Origin of the sequence: Actinokineospora bangkokensis, from assembly GCF_001940455.1 — a bacterium.
Taxonomy (GTDB): Bacteria; Actinomycetota; Actinomycetes; order Mycobacteriales; family Pseudonocardiaceae; genus Actinokineospora; species Actinokineospora bangkokensis.
The window spans coordinates 141,451-159,027 of the sequence record NZ_MKQR01000028.1 but is presented as its reverse complement, the minus strand read 5'-3'; the positions used below and the strand labels follow the sequence as shown (position 1 = coordinate 159,027).

Here is a 17,577-nt window from a genome sequence, read left to right as displayed (position 1 = left end):
GGGCACCGACACCCGGCGCCCGCCCGCGGCTCGTGCCGGGGATCAGCCCTCGTGCTCGCCGTGCTCGGACTCGGTGCGCGGGGAGCTGGGGGCGGCGATCGGCAGCTGGGCGGTGACCTGGCCCGCGTTGGCGAACACGAAGGTCACCGGGTAGGTCTCGCCGGGCACCAGCTTGGTGTTGACGCCGGTGAGCACGACCCGGATCTGGCCCAGCGGCAGGGCCGCCGAGCTGGGCGCGCCGCTGGTGGTGCTGGGCGCGCTGCTCGCGCCGCTGCTCGGGGCGGCGGAGGACGAGCCGGGGGCGCTGGTGGCCGACGCGGACGCGGAGGTGCTGGTCCCGGCGCCGCCGGGGACGTCGACGCCCGGGGTGCCGACGGCGAGGGCGAACCCGCCCGGGAGGTCGGTGTTGCCGGTGATGGTGGCCGAGGCGGCGACCGGGGTGGTCACCGAGGTGAGCTTGTCGGCGTTCGCGCCGGTGTTGACGATCGTGAGCACCAGGGGCGCGTCGGCGCCGGACTTGTACGACCCGCCCTCGGGGTAGGCGATCGCGGCGTCGCGCAGCACGACCGCGCCCTGGCCCGCCTCGACACCGTTGACCGCGGGCAGCATGGAGTCGGTCTGGGTGATCTGACCGGCCCCGCACCCGGCCAGCGCGAGGGCCAGCCCGAGGCCGACCACCGCCGGGGCCAGGCGCGCCCGTCCGGTCCGGTTCTGCTGTGCACGACTCACGAAGGACTCCCGCGTCCGGTGCCGACATTGCCGCCCAGGAGCCTAGCCGCAGCGCCCGCCCGCGCCCGCGTGTGGTCGGCCATAGCGGCGCCCCCGACCCGGTGGCGGGGCGTCCACAGTGGATCCGGCAGGCGCGCTGGCAGGCGCCCCGGCGCGGGGGCTGAGTACGGGCCGGGGGCGTTTGTCAACCCCACGCGCCTCCCCCATTTGGCCCTTGACCTGCGAAGACGGATCACAGGTCGGTCACCGGGCGCGGCCGACCCGTGTTAAGATGGGGTCAGCGAAAGGGGCAGAGGACACATGGTTTTCAAGGTCGGAGAGACCGTCGTCTACCCGCACCACGGTGCCGCACTCATCGAAGCGATCGAGACCCGCGTGATCAAGGGCGAGGAGAAGAAGTACCTCGTCCTCAAGGTCGCGCAGGGTGACCTCACGGTTCGCGTCCCCGCAGACAACGCCGAGATCGTGGGCGTGCGGGACGTCGTGGGCCAGGAGGGCCTCAATCGCGTCTTCGACGTCCTGCGCGCGCCGCACACCGAGGAGCCGACCAACTGGTCGCGTCGGTACAAGGCCAACCTGGAGAAGCTCGCGTCCGGTGACGTGAACAAGGTGGCCGAAGTGGTGCGAGACCTCTGGCGGCGGGAGAAGGACCGCGGCCTGTCCGCGGGCGAGAAGCGGATGCTGGCCAAGGCCCGGCAGATACTGGTCAGCGAGCTGGCGCTGGCCGAGGGCACCGACGAGGACAAGGCCGAGGTCCTGCTGGACGAGGTCCTGTCCACCACCCCGGTCTAGGTCGCGGCCGGACCGCTCCACCCGTTCCACCCGGGGTCCTCGACCCCACCCGACACCCCCAGGGATGGCTCCCGGTGAGCACGGTCGTGCTCGTGCCCGCCGCGGGCCGAGGTGAGCGCCTCGGCCACGGCGTGCCGAAGGCGCTGGTCCCCGTCCGCGGGGTCGCTCTGCTCGTCCACGCCGTGCGCGGCCTGCTCTCAGCGGGCCGCGTGCGGCACGTGGTCGTCGCGGCCCCGCCCGCCGAGGTCTCCGCGACCTCCGCCCTTCTCACCGCGCACGGCCTGGTGGCCGAGGTCGTGCCCGGCGGTGCCGACCGCACCGCCTCCGTGCGGCTGGCCTTCGAGCACGCGCTGCGGGTTCACCCGGACGTGCGCACCGTGTTGGTGCACGACGCCGCCCGCGCCTTCACCCCCCCGTCCGTCGTCAACGCGGTGGTCGCCGCTGTCGAGTCGGGCTCCCCCGCTGTGATCCCCGTCCTGCCGGTGGCGGACACCGTCAAGCGCGTGGACGCGCACGACGTGGTGCAGGACACCCCCGACCGCGCCGCGCTGCGCGTGGTGCAGACCCCGCAGGGCTTCGACGTGGCCACGCTGCGCCGCGCGTACGCCGAGGCGGGCGATTCCGCGACCGACGACGCGGGCCTGGTCGAGAAGATCGGCGTGCCGGTGCTCACCATCCCCGGCCACCCGCGTGCGATGAAGGTCACCACCCCGTTCGACCTCGCGATCGCCGAGGCCGTCCTCGCCGAAGGAGCACCAGCGTGAGGGTCGGTGTCGGCACCGACGTGCACCCCGTCGAGGCGGGCCGGGAGTGCTGGGTGGCCGGGCTGCTCTGGGAGGGCGTCGACGGCTGCGCGGGCCACTCCGACGGCGACGTGGCCGCGCACGCCCTGTGCGACGCGCTGCTGTCGGCCGCGGGCCTGGGCGACCTCGGCGCGGTGTTCGGCACCGGCGACCCGCGGTGGGCGGGCGCGCGCGGCACGACCCTGCTCGCGGAGGTGCGCAGACTCGTCGAGGCCGACGGCTGGCAGGTCGGCAACGCCGCGGTGCAGGTCATCGGCAACGCCCCCAAGATCGGCAAGCGCCGGGCCGAGGCCCAGGGCGCGCTGTCGGCGGCGGTCGGCGGCCCCGTGTCGGTCTCCGGCACCACCACCGACGGCCTCGGGCTCACCGGTCGCGGCGAGGGCATCGCCGCGATCGCCACCGCCCTGCTGGTGCGCGCGGACGGCTGAGCCCGTGGCTCTCGTCACAGACGCCCTCCCGGCCGCGCTCGGGCCCGTTTCCCGCCAACAGGGGTGACCTCGCGCTGAGGGCCGCGCCCGCGGTCGCCTGCTGTGGTGCAGGGGCCAAGGGGGTGGCTGGTGGGGCGTGACCATGGTCTAGCGTGGGCGCCGTGGCCATCCGCGGCGTCCTGCTGGACTTCTCGGGCACCCTGTTCCGCCTGGAACCCGGTGCCTCCAGCGAGCACACCTACCTGGCCGCCGACGGCACCGAGATCAGCCCCGAGCGGGTCGTCGAGCTGTTCGCGCTGATGACGATCCCCACCGGCACCCCGGAGCACCTGCCCGCCGACCTGCACCAGGCCTGGCACCGGCGCGACCTCGACCCCGAGGTGCACCGGGCGTCCTACGAGGCCTCGCTGGGCTCCCCCGCCCTCGGGCTGGCCGAGGGCGTGCCGAGCAGGCTCTACGACCGGATGCTCGACCCCGCCTCCTGGGTCCCCTACCCCGACACCCCCGAGCTGCTGCGCCTGCTGCGCGCCGCGGGGGTGAAGGTCGCGGTGGTCAGCAACATCGCCTGGGACCTGCGGCCGACCTTCGCCGCGCACGGGCTGGCGGACCTGGTCGACGAGTTCGTCCTGTCCTACGCCGAGGGCGTGGTCAAGCCCGACCCGAAGATCTTCCGGCTGGCCTGCGACCGGCTGGGCGTCGAGCCCGCGGACGCGCTCATGGTCGGGGACAGCGCCGAGGCCGACGGCGGCGCGGCCCGGATCGGCTGTCGGTTCGAGCGGGTGGAGCCGCAGGCGACGAAGGACCGCCCCGACGCGCTGCTCCGCGCGGTGCGCGCGCACAGCGCGCTCTGACAGCGGTGGACTGACAGCGGCGCGCTGACCGGGGACGACGTCCGGCCGAGTCCGGTGCGGTGGTGCGTGCCGCCACCCGCACCGCGTGCCCGTACCATCATGACCCGATCACACGCTCCCGACCAGGAGATCGCCGTGCCCCTGCACCTGTTCGACAGCGCCAGCCGGACGCTGCGCGAGTTCGCGCCGCGCGAGCAGGGGATCGCCTCCATCTACGTCTGCGGGGCCACCGTGCAGGGCGTGCCGCACATCGGGCACGTGCGCAGCGGGCTCAACTTCGACGTGCTGCGCCGCTGGCTGGCCCGCGGCGGCCTGGACGTGCGGCTGGTGCGCAACGTCACCGACATCGACGACAAGATCCTGGCCAAGGCCGCCGAGGCGGGCAGGCCGTGGTGGGAGTGGGCGGCCACGCACGAGCGCGCCTTCGACGAGGCGTACGCGCTGCTGGGCTGCCTGCCGCCGTCGGTGGCGCCGCGGGCCACCGGGCACATCACCCAGATGGTGCAGATGATCGCCGAGCTTATCGAGCGCGGGCACGCCTACGCCGTCGACGGCGACGTGTACTTCTCGGTGACCTCCTTCCCCGCCTACGGCGCGCTGACCAGGCAGAGCCCGGACGAGGTGAAGCAGGGCGAGCCGACGACGACCAGCAAGCGCGACTCGCGCGACTTCACCCTGTGGAAGGCGGCCAAGCCGGGCGAGCCGTCCTGGCCGACGCCGTGGGGCCCCGGGCGCCCCGGTTGGCACCTGGAGTGCTCCGCGATGGCGCGCACCTACCTGGGCAGCGCGTTCGACATCCACGGCGGCGGCATCGACCTGGCGTTCCCGCACCACGAGAACGAGCAGGCGCAGTCGCACGCGGCGGGCGACGGGTTCGCCAACTACTGGGTGCACAACGCCTGGGTGACCCTCTCCGGCGAGAAGATGGCGAAGTCGCTGGGCAACACCGTGCTGATCCCGCAGCTGCTGGCGAAGGTGCGCCCGCAGGAGCTGCGCTACTACCTGGTCGGCCCGCACTACCGGTCGAACATCGAGTACTCCGAGGCCGCGCTGGACGAGGCGGTGCGCGCCTACCAGCGCGTCGAGTCGTTCGTGCGCAAGGTCGTCCAGCGCACCGGGGAGGTCGCGGTCGGTGACCTGCCCGCGGAGTTCACCGCCGCGCTGGACGACGACCTGGGCACCCCGGCCGCGCTGGCCGCGGTGCACGCCGCGGTGCGCGCGGGCAACTCGGCGCTGGACTCCGGCGACGACGCCGCGGCCCGCGCCGAGGCGGCCGCGGTGCGCGCGATGACCGACGTGCTCGGGCTCGACCCGCTCGCGCCGCGGTGGGCCGCCGGGTCGGCCGCGGCGGACGGGCTGCACGACGCGGTCGACGCGCTGATCTCCGGCCTGCTGGCCGACCGCCAGCGCGCCCGCGCCGAGCGCGACTTCGCCGCCGCGGACGCGATCCGCGACCGCCTGCAGGGCGCGGGCATCGCCGTCGAGGACACCCCCGACGGTCCGCAGTGGACGTTGAAGGACAGCTGACGTGGCAGGCAACTCCAGGCGCCAGGGCGCGATGCGCAAGCCGGGCACCAAGAAGGGCATGGTCAAGGGGTCCGGCGGTCAGCGCCGCCGGGGCCTGGAGGGCAAGGGCCCCACGCCCAAGGCCGAGGACCGCCCCGGGCACAAGGCGCACCGGGTCGCCAACGCGCAGGCGCGCCGGTCGGCGGCCACCACCAAGGACAAGCCCGCCAACGAGCTGATCGCGGGCCGCAACCCGGTGGTGGAGTGCCTGCGCGCGCGCATCCCGGCGACCGCGCTGTACGTGGCGCTGGGCATCGACGCCGACGACCGGGTGGCCGAGGCCGTGCGGCTGGCGGCCGACCGGGGCATCTCGGTGCTGGAGGTGTCGCGGCCCGAGCTGGACCGGCTCACCCAGGGCGCCATGCACCAGGGGCTGGGCCTGCAGGTGCCGCCGTTCGAGTACGCCCACCCCGACGACCTGCTGGCCGCCTCCGGGCAGACCGACGAGCCGCCGCTGCTGGTCGCCCTCGACGGGGTCACCGACCCGCGCAACCTCGGCGCGGTGATCCGCTCGGCGGCGGCGTTCGGCGCCAACGGGGTGCTGCTGCCGCAGCGCCGCAGCGCGGGCATGACGGCCGTGGCCTGGCGCACCAGCGCGGGCACCGCGGCCAAGATCCCGGTCGCGGTGGCCACCAACCTCACCCGCGAGCTGCGCTCGCTGGCCGCCAAGGGCCTGATGATCGTCGGCCTGGACGCCGACGGCACGATGGACATCGACGAGCTGACCCTGGCCACCGGCCCGCTGGTGGTGGTCGTCGGCTCCGAGGGCCGCGGCCTGTCCCGCCTGGTCCGCGAGGCCTGCGACGCCACCGTGAGCATTCCCATGGCCGCGGGGGTGGAGTCGCTCAACGCCTCCGTCGCCACCAGCGTCGTCCTCGCCGAGGTCGCCCGCCGCAGGCGCGTCGAGGGCCGCACCTGAGCGCTGTGTTTCACGCCCCCGCCCCCCGCCCCCACGTCCCCACCCGGCATCGTCCCCGACCCGGCACCACGGCCGTCTGTCCCGCCTGAGGCGACCCGGCACAACAACGCAGCGCTCGACGGACCGCTACTGACCCCCGCGTCCCCACCCGGCATCGTCCCCGACCCGGCACCACGGCCGCCGGTCCCCGAGGCAACCGGGTACAACGACGGATGAGCTGACGCCGCCTCAGCGGTGAACGTCCGGCGGACTCCCTACCCGCGTCCGCGCGGGGGTGGGGCGTGCGGGCACGAGGTCGTCGGGTCGGGCGAGTTCGTGGCGGGGGCGGTACCCGGACGGACCAGGACGGTTAGGGTCTGGGGGCCGTCTGGCCGCCGAGGGGGCAGGGATGTCGTTCGCCAGTCCGTTGTTCCTGTGGTACTTCACGCCGATCGTGCTGGTCGCGGTCCTGGTGTGCCCCAGGCACTGGCGCAACGCCATCATCGCGGTGGCCAGCCTGTTCTTCTACGCGGCGGGCGCGGGCTCGACCACGCTGCTGCTGCTCACCTGCATGGCCGTCAACTACGTCGCCGGGCTGTGGCTGGAGCCCGACGAGTGGGACACCTCCCGCTCGCGCAGGCGCACCCTGCTCATCGGGGTCGTCGGGTTCGACGTGCTGGTGCTGGTGGTGTGGAAGTACGCGGGGTTCGCCACCGAGCAGCTGGCGGGCTTCGCGCGGATCCTCGGCGGCGACTTCCCGGTGGTGCACCTGCTGCTGCCGATCGGCATCTCCTTCTACACCTTCCACCACATCTCCTACGTGGTGGACGTGTACCGGGGCGAGCGGCCCGCCAGCCGCGACCCGGTGTCGTTCATCGCCTACATCGCGATGTTCCCGCAGCTGGTGGCGGGCCCGATCGTGCGGTACAGGGAGATCGCGGACCAGCTGCCCCAGCAGCGCACCCACCGGCTCGACGACATCTCCTCCGGCTTCCCCCGCTTCGCACTGGGCCTCTGCAAGAAGGTGATCATCGCCGACTCGCTGAGCCCGCTGGTGGAGCAGTGCTTCGCCACCCCCGGCGACAAGATGACCTTCGCGGTGGCCTGGCTCGGCGCGATCGCCTACACCCTGCAGCTGTACTTCGACTTCTCCGGCTACTCCGACATGGCCATCGGCCTCGGGCGCATGCTCGGCTTCCGGCTGCCGGAGAACTTCGCCCGGCCCTACTCCTCGGTCACGATCACCGAGTTCTGGCGGCGCTGGCACATGTCGCTGTCGCGGTGGTTCCGCGACTACGTCTACATCCCGCTCGGCGGCAACCGGCACGGCGCCGCCCGCACCTACCGCAACCTGGGCATCGTGTTCGTGCTCACCGGGTTCTGGCACGGCGCCAACTGGACGTTCCTGGTGTGGGGGGTCTTCCACGGCGCCCTGCTGGTGGTCGAGCGCGGGTTCGGCCTGGAGCGCACGCCCGCGGACCCGTGGCGGCGGCTGGGCAGGCGGGTGCTGACGATGCTGCTGGTGGTCGTCGGCTGGGTGCTCTTCCGCGCCGCCGACCTCGGGCAGGCGCTGCTGATGGTCGGGCACATGCTGCTGCCGGACTTCACCGGCCTCACCGACCAGGTCGACATCGCCGTGACCCACCAGGTGCTGGTGACCCTGCTGCTCGCCGCGGTGGTCTTCCTGCTGCCGCCGGGCCCGGTGACCGGCCCGCTGCTGGAGTCCTCTCGCGGCCGGGCGGCGCAGGCGCTGCGGGTGGCGGTGATGGTGCCCGGACTGCTCTGGGCAGCGGTTCTTGTCGCGTCGGGCACCTTCAGCCCCTTCCTTTACTACCAGTTCTAACACCCCTGGTCGTGACTTCGGTCACGCCCTACCGGACGCCACGACTGGTGGTTATGTTCCCTTCACCAACCTGAACCGGTGAACCGGTGACAGCGCGGACACGGGCGTCCGCGCGGAGGGAGAGTCCACCGTGAGTCTGCTGTCCACCACCCGCGCGGCCGCGCTGACCACCGCCACCGCGGGCGCGCTGGCCCTGGCCGCTACCCCCGCCCTCGCCGCACCGGCCGCGGACGTGCAGGCCGACCTCAACGGCGACGGCACCGCCGACCAGGTGAGCGTCGCCGCCCAGTCCGAGGGCACCGAGCAGAAGATCACCGCGGTGGTGGGCGGCCAGACCTACGAGCTGGTCATCCCGCTGTCCACCCCGGACGGCGGCGTGGTGGCGCCGCGCGCGGTGGACGTGAACAAGGACCGCAAGGCCGAGCTCGTCGTCACCGAGTCCGTCGGCCCGGACACCGACACCCTGGAGCTGGTCGACCTCGGCCCCGACGGCCTGCGCCTGCTGAAGACCCCGGACGGCAACGAACTGCGCTTCTTCGAGGGCGGCGGCACCACCGCCCGCGCGGGCTACACGTGCAAGGACGACTTCTTCGCGGGCCGCACCTTCACCATCCTGTTCGCCATCGCCCAGGACGACTCCGCCAACCCCGACTTCATCGGCGCGCTCGCCAGCTACACCAGCGCCGGCGGGACCATCACCCCCACCAACCAGATCCCGATCTTCGGGGTCAAGGGCGACAACTCCCAGCTCGTCGTCGACCCCACCGCCTGCGACGCCTGACCGCGCGGGAGGGGGTAGCGGCGAAGGCCACCGCTACCCCCTTTCCCTTTGCCCGCAACGCGCAGCCCTCCGGAGCAGCAGGCCACGACGGGCACGCCGCCGCTCGCCGCCGCGCCCCACCTGCACTAGCCTGGCCGCCAGTTGAGCGAAGGGGCCCGGTTGCAGATGTTCTCCGACGGGTTCTCCCAGCACTGGGTGGTGTACGCGGCGATGCCGTTCATCGCCGCGGTGATCGGGTACGTCACCAAGCGGGTCGCGATCGAGATGATGTTCCGGCCGCTGCGGTTCGTCGGGCTGTGGGACCCCTGGCTGGGCTGGCAGGGCGTGGTGCCGCGGCACTCGGCGCGGATGATCCGGGTCTCGGCGGAGCTGATCACGGGCAAGCTGGTGGACCCGGCGGAGATCGTCGCGCGGCTGGACCCCGAGCGGGTGGTGCGCGAGGTCCAGGGGCCGATGCTGGTGGCGGTGGACCGCATCGCCAGGGAGGTGGTGGCCGCCGAGCACCCGCAGCTGTGGGCGCGGTTGCCCCCGCTGGCCAGGGACCTGGTGGTCAAGCAGGTGCAGGCGGGGACGCCGGAGCTGGTGCGCGCGGTGCTGGCCCGGGTGCGCGCCGACATCGGGGAGGTGCTCGACGTCCAGGCCGTCGCGGTGGCGGCGCTGGAGCGGGACAAGGCGCTGCTGGTGCGGCTGGTGCGCGACATCTCCCGGCCGGAGATGGCCTTCATCGCCCGGTGCGGCATCTACTTCGGGTTCACCCTGGGCCTGGTGCAGACCGCGGTGTGGGCGCTGACCCACCAGGCGTGGGTGCTGCCGGTGTTCGGGGCGCTGATCGGGTGGTTCACCGACTGGCTGGCGATCAAGCTGGTGTTCTTCCCGCGCACACCCCGGTTCGGCTTCCAGGGCGTCTTCCAGCGGCGGCGGGTGGAGGTGGCCAGGCAGTACGGGGACCTGATCGCCCGCGAGGTGATGACGGTGCCGAACATCGTCGAGGGGGTGCTGCGCGGGCCCCGGTCGGACAAGCTGCTGCACGGCATCCGGCAGCTGGTGGAGCAGTCCGTCGCCGAGCAGGCCAGGGTGGCCGGACCGCTGGTGGCGGTCGCGGTGGGCCCCGAGCGGTTCGCGCGCATCCGCGAGGCCGCCGCGGACCGGGCGATGGCCCAGCTGGAGTCGACCGCGCTCGCCGCCGAGCCCTACGCCCGGGAGGCGCTGGACATCGGCAACACCATCGCGGCGAAGATGAACCAGCTCACGCGCGTGGAGTACGAGGGCCTGCTGCGCCCGGCCTTCCGCCAGGACGAGTGGAAGCTGATCGCCGTGGGCGCGGTGATCGGCGCCCTGGTCGGGGAGCTCCAGGTGCTCCTGCTCCTCGGCCAGTTCTGACCGGCCCGGCCCGCTGGGGCGTGGTTCACCAGGGGGCGTCAGCTCGTGCCGGGCGGGGACGCGCGGGGTGGGTGGCGGGGCCGTGGAACAGGGCTCAGGCGAGCGCCGTGCGGCGGGCCTTGCCGACGAGCCAGCAGACGATGTAGATCAGGAACGAGATCGCCGTGACGAAGGCGCTGACCGGGGCGCCGGGGGCCAGGGACAGGATGATCCCGCCGACCGCCGACAGCTCCGCGAACAGCACGGCCAGCAGCGTGGCGCGCAGCGGGCTCGCGGTCACGCGGGCGGCGGCCGCCGCGGGGGTCACCATCAGGGCCAGCACCAGCAGCGACCCGACCGTGCGCACGCCCAGGGCCGTCGCGACGCCGACCAGGACGGCGAAGAGGACCGCCAGCGCCGTCGTCGGCACGCCGCGGGCCCTGGCCACGTCGGGGTCGACCGAGGCGAACAGCAGCGGGCGGTAGACCAGGGCGAGCACGACCAGCACCACCACCGCGGCACCGGTGAGCAGGGCCATGCTGGCGAAGTCCTGGCCGACGATCTGCCCGGTGAGCAGGCCGAACTTGTTGGCCGCGCGGCCCTTGTACAGCCAGAGCATGAGCACGCCCAGGCCCAGGCCGAACGCCAGGACCACGCCGATGACCGAGTCGTACTCGGTGCTGCGGCGGGTGAGCAGGCCCAGCACGAGCGCGGCGACGACCGCGCCCGCCAGCGCGCCGTTGCCCACGTCCCAGCCCAGCAGCAGCGCCGCGGCGCCGCCGGTCAGCGCCAGCTCCGAGGTGCCGTGCACGGAGAAGGCCATGTTGCGGCTGACGATCAGCGGGCCCAGGACCCCCGCCAGCAGGCCCAGCACGGCGGCCACCAGCAGGGCGCTGAGCACGAAGTCCAGCGAGAGCAGCCGCAGGGTCAGCTCGGGGTCGAAGAAGTCGGACACCTCAAGTCCTCAGTGCTCGGCCAGGTGGGAGTCCTCGCAGACCTCGCCGTGCGCCCCGACGACGTGGATCTGGTCGCGCACGCGGACCACCTCCACGTCGGTGCGGTACAGCTCGGTGAGCGTGCGCGAGGTCATCACCTCGGCGGGCGGGCCGATCCGGAACCGGCCGTCCACCAGGTACAGGACGCGGTCGACCAGGTGCAGCACGGGGTTGATCTCGTGGGTGACGAACAGCACCGCCGTGCCCGCCGAGCGCCGCCGGGCGTCGATCAGGTCGCTGACCGCCCGCTGGTGGGCCAGGTCGAGGGAGAGCAGCGGCTCGTCGCACAGCAGCACGGCCGGGTCGCCCACCAGCGCTTGGGCGACCCGCAGCCGCTGCTGCTCCCCACCGGAGAGCAGGCCGACCGGGCGGTCGGCGAAGCCCTCCGCGCCCACCGCGGCGACCGCCTCGGCCACCCGGCGCCCGCGCTCGCGGACCCCGCGCAGCCCCAGGCCCCACCGGTGCCCGTCCCAGCCCAGGCCGACCAGGTCGCGGCCGCGCAGGGCCAGGGTCGGCTCCAGCGCCCGCTGCTGCGGGATGTAGCCGATGCGCCGGTTGGCCCGGCCGGGCGCGGCGCCCGCGACGCTCACCCGCCCGGCCGAGAGCGCGCGCAGCCCGAGCAGCACGCGCATGAGGCTGGTCTTGCCCGACCCGTTGGGGCCGAGCACGGCGACGAACTCGCCGGGGGCGACGTCGAGGTCGAGCCCGTCCCACAGCACCCGCTCGCCGTAGGCGAGGCGGGCGCCGGAGAGGGAGACGACGGGTGCGGTGGTCACGATCGGGCTCACGTTCCGGAGACTGCTCCCGCGAGGGAGTCGACCTGCTTGGTCATCCAGTCAAGGTAGCCGGTGGCGCCCTCGGGCAGCGTCTCGGTCACCGCGACGACCGGCACGCCCGCCGCCGCGGCCTTCTCCTTGAGCTGCTTGGTGACCGGCGTCTCAGTCTGGCCGTTGTAGACGACCGCCGCGACCTGCTTGGACCCCACCAGGGTGTTGACCTCCGCGACGGCGGCCGCGGGCGGGTCGGTCTCCTCCTCGATGGCCTCGGAGAACTCCTCCGGGGTGGCGTCGGTGAGGCCCGCGGTCTCCAGCAGGTACCCGGCGACGGGCTCGGTGGCGAGCACCTTCGCGCCGGGCTTGGCCTTGCCGATGGCCTCGGCCTTGGTGGTGAGCTGGGTGAGGCCGTCGCGGAAGGTGGCGGCCTTCGTTGCGAACTCGTCCTTGCGGGCGGGCACCAGCTCACCGAGGTCGGTGGCCAGCTCGTCGGCCACCTTGCCGACGGTGGCGAAGTCGTACCAGACGTGCTCGTTGACGGCGTGGTCGTGGCCGTGCCCGTCCTCGGCGTGCCCGGCCTCGCCGCTGCTCGCGGCGGCCGACTCGCCGTGGTCGTGGTCCCCGCCCTTGCCGGAGAGGTCGAAGGCCACGATGCGGCGGGCGTCCTTGGCGTTGTCGGCCAGCCCGTCGACGAAGTCGTCGTAACCGCCGCCGTTGGAGATCACGACCTTGGCGTCGGTGAACTTCGTGGCGTCGGCGGGCTTGGCCTCGTAGCCGTGCGGGTCCGCCCCCGGGTCGCTCAGCAGGGCGTTCACGGTGATCGCGTCGCCGCCGACCGCCTGGGCGACCGAAGCCCACACGTTCGTGGAGGCGACGACCACGACCGGGCCATCCGCGGCCGCGGAGCCCTGTGAGCCACCACACGCCGTGACCGAGGCGAGGGTGACGGCGGCGAGACCGAGCGCGGTGGTCGCGGAGCGGGGGGACGGGCGTCTCATCGGGCTTCTCCCAGGGCAGTTGCGGCACAAGATCGCGATAATGGAAACGGTTGTCGGTTTCAGACTACGGCAGACCCCGCGCGCCGTGTCCGCCGACCGGGTGACACCCCACCTGCGACCGGGCGGTAACCGGGCTTCTGCCGGCGGTTCTGAACCGTTACGGTCAGTCCATGGCGCGGTCAATGCACGTTCGACGCCCGGCGACCCTCGCATCGCTCGCGGCCGAGCTCGGGGTGTCCAGGACCACGGTGTCCAACGCCTACAACCGCCCAGACCAGCTCTCACCGGAGCTGCGCCGCCGCGTCCTGGACACCGCGCGCCGCCTGGGCTACCCGGGCCCGGACCCGGTGGCCCGGTCACTGCGCACCCGCAAAGCGGGCGCGGTCGGGCTGCTGCTGACCGAGAACCTGTCCTACGCCTTCCGCGACCCTGCCGCCCTGGGCTTCCTGGAGGGCCTGGCGCTGGCCTGCGAGGGCGCGGGCCAGGGCCTGCACCTGGTGCCGGTCAACCCCGAGCGCGAGGACGTGGCCGCGGTGCACCGCGCGGGCGTCGACGGCTTCGTCGTCTACTCGGTGCCCGACGACGACCCGCACCTGGCCGCCGTGCTGTCGCGGCCGGTGCCCACCGTGGTCGCCGACCAGCCGATCGTCGACGGCGTCGACCGGGTCGGCATCGACGACCGGGCCGCCATCACCCGCCTCGCCCAGCACCTGATCACCCTGGGCCACCGCAGGGTCGGGGTGGTCTGCATGCGCCTGGCGCGCGACCGCAACGACGGCTTCGCCGCGGTCGACCGGCAGGAGGCGGCGCACTTCCACGTGCAGCGGGCCCGGCTGGCGGGCATCGCCGACGCCTTCGGCCCGGCCGGGGTCGAGTGGGCCCGCATCCCGGTCGTGGAGCGCTTCGACCACACCACCGCCAGCGGCGCCTCGGCCGCCGGGCAGCTGCTGGACTCCGACCCCGGGCTGACCGCGATCATCGCCACCTCCGACATCCTGGCCCTCGGCGCGATCACCGAGGCCCGCAGGCGCGGGCTGCGGGTGCCGCAGGACCTCACCGTCACCGGCTTCGACGGCATCCCCGAGGGGGAGCGGATCGGGCTGACCACCGTGCGCCAGCCCGTCCTGGAGAAGGGCAGGGCCGCCGGTCGGCTGCTGCTGGGCACCCCGGACCCGACCCGGCCCCGGGAGGTCACCCTCGACACCGAGCTCGTCCAGGGCACCACGGCGTCGACCCCGCGCACCACCGAGGAGCGCTGGTTCGGCCCGTGACACCGCTCAGGCCGTGAGCTCGAACGGCACCGGCGCGCCCACCAGCCCGCCCAGCCGCGGCACCAGCCGGTAGGCCCCCGCGGGCACGGTCACGCGGTCCTGCGGGCAGCCCGGCGCGGAGGTCCGCCCGGCCCACACCACCTCGAACACCTGCCGCTCCCCCGGCTGGAACACCTGCGGCTGGGCGCCCTCGGCGCGCGCGCAGTCGTTGTTCGACCACAGCCGCGCGCCGTCGGCGCCGACCACGACCAGCTCGCGCAGCGCCCGGCCGACGTCGCGGGTGCACGGCACCTGCCCGCCGTTGGTGACCACCAGCCGCAGCACCGGCCGCTGGCCGACCCGGTAGCCCGGCGCGCCCAGCTCGGCCGTCACGGCCACCGCCGGGTCGGCGCACGGCGCCCCCGGGTCCGGCGGCGGCGCCGGGGCGGGCGCGGCACCCGACGGCGGCGGGTCGGCGCCGGGGGCGGCGGTGCTCGGGTCGGGGGCGGCGGTGGTGGGCGCGGTCGTCGTGGTGCGCGGGGCGCCCGCGGCGGGCGCGACCTCGGGGTCGCCCTCGCCGATGACCAGCGCGATGAGCCAGACCAGGCCGACGACGCCCGCGGCTGCGGCGACCACCGCGACCGCCCGGCGGCGCACGTACACCGACTTCGGCAGGGGTGCGGCGGGATCGATCACCCGCAGGACGGTAACCCCGGCCCGCGGCCGAACAGGGTAGCGACAGGACACCCGATCAGGGGCTATCGGTGCGGGACACATGCACCATGAGTGATGTTGACCGAAAGCACCTTGTCGCGCGCGCCACGGACCGGTTGCATGGAAACGAACACTGTGGACCAAACGGAAAGGGTGGCCGTGACCGCGATCGACGACCTCCTGCAGCGCCACGCCGACGGGCCCGACCTGGGGGCCCCGGAGCTGCCGACCCCCGTGCCCAGCCTGCACGTGGCGGTGGTGACCTGCATGGACGCCCGGATCAAGGTGTTCGACGTCTTCGGCCTGACCCACGGCGAGTCGCACATCATGCGCAACGCCGGGGGCATCGTGACCGACGACGTGATCCGGTCGATCTCCATCTCGCAGCGCAAGCTCCAGACCCGCGAGGTCATCGTCATGCAGCACACCCGCTGCGGCCTGGCCACGTTCACCGACGACGAGTTCCGCGCCGAGGTGGCCGCCGAGACCGGCCTGCGCCCGCCGTGGGCGGTCGAGGCGTTCACCGACGTCGAGCAGTCGGTGCGCGAGTCGGTCGAGCGGGTACGGCGCAGCCCGTTCATCCCGCACACCGACAAGGTGCGCGGCTTCGTCTACGACGTGCAGACGGCGAAGATCACCGAGGTCGAGTAGGACCCGCGCGCGGCGTCCACCGGGGCTTCCTAGACTGCCCCGGTGGACGTCCCCGCCCTGCTCGACTGGTTCGACGAGACCGCCCGAGACCTGCCCTGGCGCGCCGCCGGGACGACCGGCTGGGGGGTGCTGGTCAGCGAGGTGATGCTCCAGCAGACCCCGGTGGCCAGGGTCGCGCCGATCTGGCAGGAGTGGATGGCCCGCTGGCCCAAGCCCTCCGACCTGGCCGCGGCCACCCAGGGCGAGGTGCTGCGCGCCTGGGGCAAGCTGGGCTACCCGCGCCGCGCGCTGCGCCTGCACGCGGCCGCCTCGGCCATCGCCGACGACCACGGCGACGTGGTGCCCGCCGACGTCGACACCCTGCTCGGCCTGCCCGGCGTCGGCGCCTACACCGCCCGCGCCGTGGCCGCCTTCGCCTACGGGCAGCGCTGCCCCGTCGTGGACACCAACGTGCGCCGGGTGGTGGCCCGCGCGGTGCACGGCGCCGGGGACGCGGGTCCGCCCTCCACCACCAAGGACATGGCCGACGTGGCGGCCCTGCTGCCCGAGGACGCGGCCGCCGCCGCCAAGGCCTCGGCGGCGCTGATGGAGCTGGGCGCGGTGGTGTGCGTGGCGCGCGGGCCCCGGTGCGCCGACTGCCCGGTGTTCGACGGCTGCGCCTGGCAGCGCAACGGCCGCCCCGCCTACGCGGGCCCGGCGAAGGCCGTGCAGAAGTTCGCCGGCACCGACCGCCAGGTCCGGGGCCTGCTGCTGGACGTGCTGCGGGACACCGACGAGCCCGCCACCAAGGCGCGGCTGGACCGGGTGTGGTCCGACGCGGGCCAGCGCGACCGGTGCCTGGACTCCCTGCTGGTGGACGGCCTGGTCGAGCAGACCCCCGACGGCCGCTTCGCGCTGCCCGGCGAGCACGGCGCGGTGTCCCCGCGCGGGTGACCCGGTGTGGGGGAACCGGGCAGGGGTCACCCCTGAAATCGTTCCACGCATTAGCTCGATGGTTGGCGAACCATTGCCATCCAGCGGTGCCCCGAACTACGGTCGGCCACGCCACGTCACCGATCTGGGGCCGCCGCGGCCCCGCAGTCGAGGGAGATCGCGATGGCCTTGACCAGGCGAGACCTGTTACGCACCAGCATCGCGGTCGGCGCTGCGGGGGTCACCCTGCCGGTGTTCACCGCCACCGCCCGCGCCGCCACCGCCAGCGCCGCCGCCCCCACCATCGCCTCGTGCGACACCTGGGGCGCGCGCCCGCCGAGCGAGGCCATCGAGGTGCTGGCCCGCACGCCCACCTACATCGTGGTGCACCACACCGCGGGCCCGAACTCCAGCGACACGTCGCTGGCGCACGCCTACTCGCTGTCGCGGTCGATCCAGAACTACCACATGGACAGCAACGGCTGGATCGACTCGGGCCAGCAGCTGACCAACAGCCGCGGCGGGCACGTCACCGAGGGCCGCCACCGCAGCCTGGAGGTGCTGATCAACGGCGGGCAGCACGTGCTCGGCGCCAACGTGGGCAACCACAACAGCGAGGTCATCGGCATCGAGAACGAAGGCCTCTACACCAGCGTCGACGTCCCCGGCGCGCTGTGGAACTCGCTGGTGAACCTGGTCGCCTACATCGCGTCGCAGTACGGCATCGCCCCCTCGCAGATCCGCGGCCACCGCGACTTCAACAGCACCGAGTGCCCCGGCGGCGTGCTCTACGGCCGCCTGCCGGAGCTGCGCTCGGCCGTCGGCGGGGTGCTGGGCCGCGAGGTCGTGCACCCGGAGTCCTGGCCGCTGCTCAAGCCCGGCGACACCGGCGACCGGGTGCGCGTCGCCCAGCACCTGCTGCGCGAGAACGGCACCCGCGACCTGCCCGTCGACGGCGTCTTCGGGGAGCGGACCACCGCCGCCATGCGCCGCTTCCACGACACCGCGGACCTGCCCTACGAGCCCTGCTACGCCAGCCGGGTCGCCGACGAGCGCGGCTTCGTCGGCGCGGGCGCCTGGCCGTCGCTGGTCCGCCCGGTCGAGCTGTCCGGCACCAGCGAGGCCGCCGCCGCGGCCCGCCTGCTGGTCGGCACCCGCCCCCGGGCCAGGGCGCTGACCAGGCTGGAGACGCAGGACTGGCGCGCCCTCCTCAAGGACTGACCCGCGCCGGGCC

At 74.0% G+C, this 17,577-nt stretch carries 18 protein-coding genes; 13 read left to right on the top strand and 5 right to left on the bottom strand.

Features of this window, described 5'->3' with window-relative positions; translation table 11 throughout:
• Nucleotides 1-42: 42 nt before the first annotated feature.
• Entirely contained in the window at nt 43-729 is a 687-nt protein-coding gene (locus tag BJP25_RS27840; RefSeq protein WP_233158304.1) for a copper chaperone PCu(A)C, read from the bottom strand.
• A gap of 300 nt (nt 730-1,029) precedes the next feature.
• Between BJP25_RS27840 and BJP25_RS27835 the strand changes: the two genes are divergently transcribed.
• The 9 genes from BJP25_RS27835 (at nt 1,030) to BJP25_RS27795 (ending at nt 10,071) form a co-directional block, all read left to right on the top strand.
• Nucleotides 1,030-1,521 carry a CarD family transcriptional regulator gene (locus BJP25_RS27835; protein WP_075977995.1) on the top strand — a complete coding sequence of 164 codons (492 nt, stop codon included), beginning with the start codon at nt 1,030-1,032 and terminating at the stop codon, nt 1,519-1,521.
• A gap of 74 nt (nt 1,522-1,595) precedes the next feature.
• Nucleotides 1,596-2,285 (top strand): 2-C-methyl-D-erythritol 4-phosphate cytidylyltransferase, encoded by a 690-nt coding sequence (gene ispD, locus BJP25_RS27830; RefSeq protein WP_075977994.1) that lies wholly within the window; start codon nt 1,596-1,598, stop codon nt 2,283-2,285.
• Entirely contained in the window at nt 2,282-2,752 is a 471-nt protein-coding gene (gene ispF / locus BJP25_RS27825) for a 2-C-methyl-D-erythritol 2,4-cyclodiphosphate synthase (RefSeq protein ID WP_075977993.1), read from the top strand. The genes ispD and ispF overlap by 4 nt, the downstream gene beginning before the upstream one ends.
• A gap of 161 nt (nt 2,753-2,913) precedes the next feature.
• Nucleotides 2,914-3,603, top strand: coding sequence for an HAD family hydrolase (locus BJP25_RS27820; RefSeq protein ID WP_075978470.1), 690 nt, complete (start codon nt 2,914-2,916; stop codon nt 3,601-3,603).
• A gap of 135 nt (nt 3,604-3,738) precedes the next feature.
• On the top strand, nt 3,739-5,130 hold the full coding sequence (gene cysS / locus BJP25_RS27815) for a cysteine--tRNA ligase (protein WP_075977992.1): 1,392 nt from the start codon (nt 3,739-3,741) through the stop codon (nt 5,128-5,130).
• Nucleotide 5,131: 1 nt separating this feature from the next.
• Nucleotides 5,132-6,088: a 23S rRNA (guanosine(2251)-2'-O)-methyltransferase RlmB gene (rlmB, locus tag BJP25_RS27810; RefSeq protein WP_075977991.1), complete on the top strand. Its 957-nt coding sequence runs from the start codon at nt 5,132-5,134 to the stop codon at nt 6,086-6,088.
• Nucleotides 6,089-6,476: 388 nt separating this feature from the next.
• Nucleotides 6,477-7,910: an MBOAT family O-acyltransferase gene (locus BJP25_RS27805; protein WP_075977990.1), complete on the top strand. Its 1,434-nt coding sequence runs from the start codon at nt 6,477-6,479 to the stop codon at nt 7,908-7,910.
• Between the two features lie 130 nt (nt 7,911-8,040).
• Nucleotides 8,041-8,691 carry a hypothetical protein gene (locus BJP25_RS27800; RefSeq protein WP_075977989.1) on the top strand — a complete coding sequence of 217 codons (651 nt, stop codon included), beginning with the start codon at nt 8,041-8,043 and terminating at the stop codon, nt 8,689-8,691.
• Between the two features lie 165 nt (nt 8,692-8,856).
• Complete coding sequence (locus tag BJP25_RS27795) at nt 8,857-10,071, top strand: DUF445 domain-containing protein (protein WP_075977988.1); 1,215 nt, start codon at nt 8,857-8,859, stop codon at nt 10,069-10,071.
• A gap of 94 nt (nt 10,072-10,165) precedes the next feature.
• Here BJP25_RS27795 and BJP25_RS27790 read toward each other — a convergent pair whose 3' ends face one another.
• The 3 genes from BJP25_RS27790 to BJP25_RS27780 are packed head-to-tail and all read right to left on the bottom strand — an operon-like array spanning nt 10,166 to nt 12,816.
• On the bottom strand, nt 10,166-11,005 hold the full coding sequence (locus BJP25_RS27790) for a metal ABC transporter permease (RefSeq protein ID WP_075977987.1): 840 nt from the start codon (nt 11,003-11,005) through the stop codon (nt 10,166-10,168).
• Between the two features lie 9 nt (nt 11,006-11,014).
• Entirely contained in the window at nt 11,015-11,833 is an 819-nt protein-coding gene (locus tag BJP25_RS27785) for a metal ABC transporter ATP-binding protein (protein ID WP_075977986.1), read from the bottom strand.
• Nucleotides 11,830-12,816: a metal ABC transporter solute-binding protein, Zn/Mn family gene (locus BJP25_RS27780; protein ID WP_075977985.1), complete on the bottom strand. Its 987-nt coding sequence runs from the start codon at nt 12,814-12,816 to the stop codon at nt 11,830-11,832. Before BJP25_RS27780 ends, BJP25_RS27785 begins: the two co-directional genes overlap by 4 nt.
• A gap of 170 nt (nt 12,817-12,986) precedes the next feature.
• On the opposite strand from BJP25_RS27780, the gene BJP25_RS27775 reads away from it, so the two are divergent.
• Entirely contained in the window at nt 12,987-14,087 is a 1,101-nt protein-coding gene (locus tag BJP25_RS27775; RefSeq protein ID WP_075977984.1) for a LacI family DNA-binding transcriptional regulator, read from the top strand.
• Between the two features lie 6 nt (nt 14,088-14,093).
• Here BJP25_RS27775 and BJP25_RS27770 read toward each other — a convergent pair whose 3' ends face one another.
• The gene (locus tag BJP25_RS27770) at nt 14,094-14,762 is read right to left on the bottom strand and encodes a hypothetical protein (protein ID WP_075977983.1); all 669 of its coding nucleotides are present in this window, start codon (nt 14,760-14,762) and stop codon (nt 14,094-14,096) included.
• A gap of 177 nt (nt 14,763-14,939) precedes the next feature.
• Between BJP25_RS27770 and BJP25_RS27765 the strand changes: the two genes are divergently transcribed.
• From BJP25_RS27765 to BJP25_RS27755, 3 genes are all read left to right on the top strand, one after another.
• Entirely contained in the window at nt 14,940-15,431 is a 492-nt protein-coding gene (locus tag BJP25_RS27765; protein WP_075978469.1) for a beta-class carbonic anhydrase, read from the top strand.
• 42 nt (nt 15,432-15,473) lie between these two features.
• A complete protein-coding gene (locus tag BJP25_RS27760; RefSeq protein WP_075977982.1) occupies nt 15,474-16,364 on the top strand; it encodes an HhH-GPD family protein in 891 nt (296 codons plus the stop codon).
• A gap of 162 nt (nt 16,365-16,526) precedes the next feature.
• Entirely contained in the window at nt 16,527-17,564 is a 1,038-nt protein-coding gene (locus BJP25_RS27755; protein ID WP_075977981.1) for a peptidoglycan recognition protein family protein, read from the top strand.
• The last annotated feature ends 13 nt before the right edge of the window (nt 17,565-17,577 follow it).

What these genes read in the sequence shown, in the direction of transcription:
- BJP25_RS27835 (WP_075977995.1), top strand. Translation starts at nt 1,030, where the DNA reads ATGGTTTTCAAGGTCGGAGAGACCGTCGTCTACCCGCACCACGGTGCC.
- BJP25_RS27805 (WP_075977990.1), top strand. Translation starts at nt 6,477, where the DNA reads ATGTCGTTCGCCAGTCCGTTGTTCCTGTGGTACTTCACGCCGATCGTG.
- BJP25_RS27795 (WP_075977988.1), top strand. Translation starts at nt 8,857, where the DNA reads ATGTTCTCCGACGGGTTCTCCCAGCACTGGGTGGTGTACGCGGCGATG.
- BJP25_RS27780 (WP_075977985.1), bottom strand. Translation starts at nt 12,816, where the DNA reads ATGAGACGCCCGTCCCCCCGCTCCGCGACCACCGCGCTCGGTCTCGCC.
- BJP25_RS27775 (WP_075977984.1), top strand. Translation starts at nt 12,987, where the DNA reads ATGGCGCGGTCAATGCACGTTCGACGCCCGGCGACCCTCGCATCGCTC.
- BJP25_RS27755 (WP_075977981.1), top strand. Translation starts at nt 16,527, where the DNA reads ATGGCCTTGACCAGGCGAGACCTGTTACGCACCAGCATCGCGGTCGGC.